The sequence below is a fragment of the Brasilonema angustatum genome (genome assembly GCF_059505445.1).
This window is the reverse complement of the sequence record NZ_JCACKO010000112.1, coordinates 1-2,965: the sequence shown is the minus strand read 5'-3', so window position 1 is coordinate 2,965 and position 2,965 is coordinate 1. Positions and strand designations below refer to the sequence as shown.

Annotated in this window: 4 protein-coding genes; 1 reads left to right on the top strand and 3 read right to left on the bottom strand. The window is 41.5% G+C overall.

What is annotated here, in order from left to right; genetic code table 11:
* Positions 1-704 precede the first annotated feature (704 nt).
* Complete coding sequence (locus tag AC5JM2_RS18460) at positions 705-1,187, top strand: NifU family protein (RefSeq protein WP_495836313.1); 483 nt, start codon at positions 705-707, stop codon at positions 1,185-1,187.
* Between the two features lie 511 nt (positions 1,188-1,698).
* On the opposite strand, the gene AC5JM2_RS18455 is transcribed toward AC5JM2_RS18460, so the two are convergent.
* The 3 genes from AC5JM2_RS18455 to AC5JM2_RS18445 form a co-directional block, all read right to left on the bottom strand.
* Positions 1,699-2,139: a nitrogen fixation protein gene (locus tag AC5JM2_RS18455; RefSeq protein ID WP_495836312.1), complete on the bottom strand. Its 441-nt coding sequence runs from the start codon at positions 2,137-2,139 to the stop codon at positions 1,699-1,701.
* Positions 2,140-2,180: 41 nt separating this feature from the next.
* Positions 2,181-2,465, bottom strand: a complete 285-nt coding sequence (locus AC5JM2_RS18450) for a hypothetical protein (protein WP_495836311.1) — start codon at positions 2,463-2,465, stop codon at positions 2,181-2,183.
* A gap of 305 nt (positions 2,466-2,770) precedes the next feature.
* Positions 2,771-2,965, bottom strand: a 195-nt coding sequence (locus AC5JM2_RS18445) for a hypothetical protein (RefSeq protein ID WP_495836310.1), incomplete at its 5' end; no start/stop codon positions are given.

Genomic DNA, 2,965 nt, shown 5'->3' with positions numbered 1-2,965 from the left:
TTGGCTTAGAACTCATCCCTATTTCCACACCTACCGAATGTGTTTCTTAGGAGCTAACCAATATGTCCGTTGCTATAGGAATCTTATTTGATTTTTGAAACACACGTAGGGTGGGCACTGCCAGTCAGATCCTGCCCACCATATGAGGGTTTTTATGGCAGTGCCCACCCTACACTACTTAAGATTTTTCATAAATGATTTAGGATTCCTATATAGCTTTAATTATGAGCTATTTTTTTTGTTTTACGCTCTACAAAATTATAAAAAATTATGAAATTTTGACAATATATTTAAGTTATTTGATGAATTAAAAAATGACATCAAGAATAATCACATAACAGAAAAAATTATACTAAAAGATTTTGTATAGGAGTAATAAGTTAGTTAAGACATGTTTTTTTATTTATATTATTGTAATTAATCTGCATCAGTAAATGATTTCTTCACTTCTTGAAAAGACTTTAAGAGTATAAAAAATTCTATTAAAATAGTATATTGATTAACTCTCACCTTATATCAAGCATTTCTAATAAAATATAAACTAGCAATTAATAGAGTATTTTTGGTTTACTATTGGGATATTGCAACAAAAAGTGTTTTGACAGCAGTTTTCAATTTATCCTCAAAGACTTCAAAGCAAAATGAGTTTTTAGTCATTTTAAGTCCTGAGTAAAATTTGAAGGAATTTATTTGGCAATGGAACAATGACCGATGACACACTTGAAGAATTAGTCAAAGAAATCAGCCGTTATGAGGCAATTATCTCTGAGTGGGATGAAACTTACAGGGGTGTCGTTGTAGGTCTAAAACGAGCCATAGAAGCATTACACAAAGAGGCATTGACACGTTTAATTAAAACTGTGAAGCAAGAATCTATGCCAGCTCTACGTAGTGCTGTTAAAGACGAAGTTGTTTATGGAGTTCTGCTTTATCACGAACTTGTAAAGCCTCCTATAGCACCGCTAACGCAACGTATTCAGCAAGCGCTTGATGAAGTCCGTGCAGGTTTAAAAAGTCATAACGGTGATGTGGAATTAGTGGATATTAAACCACCTGATACAGTTGAAGTCAAATTAATTGGAGCTTGTGGTAATTGTCCGACTTCAACTCTGACTTTATCTCAAGGAATTGAGCAGGCAATCAAGTCGTATTGTCCAGAAATTGTTAATGTGGTTGCTGTACGTTGACTTTGTTGATCATCGCTAGCTGTCACCCATTAGCCCCATGTCCTTCGGACATAAGGGCGAGGGCGAGTGTCAACAACGTTGGGTGTAAGAGGAGCCAGTGCCGTGGGCGGGTTTCCCGACTTGTAGACGCCCGGAGGGCGGCTTCCCGAAGGGTAGCATCTGGGGTTGTAAGGGGTAAGAGTTATTGGTGCGGGCACCGGATCCACCACCAATAAAAGACCACTAAATTTTTAATTTAGTGGGGCACTGAACCCTTTTGGTTCCGGGGCAGGGGTGCACCACAAAGAAAAATCTCTCTTATGGCCTACACACGCCCTTCGGGTTCGCCAGTCGCCTACGGAGGGAAACCCTCCTGCAGCGCTGGTCTCACCAGATACCTCTGTCGGGAAACTCTCCTATGGCACAAAGTGCCATGCTGCGCGAACAGTACTGGCTCCCCTACACCCCCACACCCCTATACTCCTACACCCCTTTCTTGGTCAAATAACTTTACTACAGATGGAAGCTTTGCCTAAAGGGCAGTTGGTTTCGCCACATCTCGTATGAGTTGAGACGGGTTGTAGGTATCTGTAACAACTTGCGGACAACGCATACAAGCTGTCTTGCCTTCCTGCTGCCACCAACGACAATTTCGCCGGATAGAACAGGGTGGAAGTTCCTCAGCCACTACAGATAAATTCTCTACAATCCGCTGTGCCAAACGACAATCTTTACCGTCAAAATGCATACAGCCCGATTCTACACAGCGTCCTGCCGTCCGAAAAATTTCTGCTGGTGTCGCAGGGCTAGACTTTGCTATTAGTTCATCCGTGACAGGCTGCGGCTGCTTGAGATAAGCTATACGGGGTTGTGCCACCGTCCCACTGACAACACCAAAGACAACACTATCTGCTGATTCTGGTCTAGCGCTGGGGCAAAGTGTAGTATTCTCAGTCGCAATGTTTTCTATCAATCGAACCTCCAGCGAAGAGTATCTTTGTTAAGGCTCGAATATTATGCTTTTGAGGAGTCAACAGCAATTAGCCCAAGTACAATCGGCTGACAAATAGGTTTGGGAGTTGGTTCGGCAGCTATCTTACCAGTTGTTATAAGCGGCGTTTTGGAAACTGCCGCCGCCGCACCACCTACTATGCCTTGCGCTTCTGTTTCAGTCAAAACTAACAAAGCATCTTCTGAATCTATAACTTGGCTGCGTCGTGCCACTGCATTGTTCACGGCATGATCAATCAGCTCATTTATTTCAAATCTGCCGTTATAGTTTATTTTGTTTTCGTTCATTTTTACTGTTCCTGGGAATTATGAGTAGTCTTAGGTTCAAAAACTGAACCGCGTAATTGCCTAATTTGTTACTAAACAAAATTATACTAATATCCAGCAACTTAATTTAGTAAAACAGATAATATTTTTTAACAATAAGCATCAAAAAGCTTGCTCATTGAGGGTATTGCAAACTTAGGGTTTTCTGTCAAGTTTACTCTCGGTTTTTCATTCAGTAATTCTTTAAACACAGATATATAATGCACGACGCAATATCCCTCAGTTAGTTTACACCGTAAAGAAATTATGTATGTAGATTTCGTCTCTCAGAAGCCTAAAGTTGCGATCAGCAATGCTAGCGCTCCCTGCTGGAGCATCGCTACTGATCGGTAGTGACGATCGCGATCGCGAAGGCGTCGTACCCTTTGCTGCCCACCGTCTGAATTGCCGTGGCACTCACGTGTGTCGAGGGACTTCCAAGCAATAAAATCACCCAAAGCAAGAATGATAATCATTTGGAG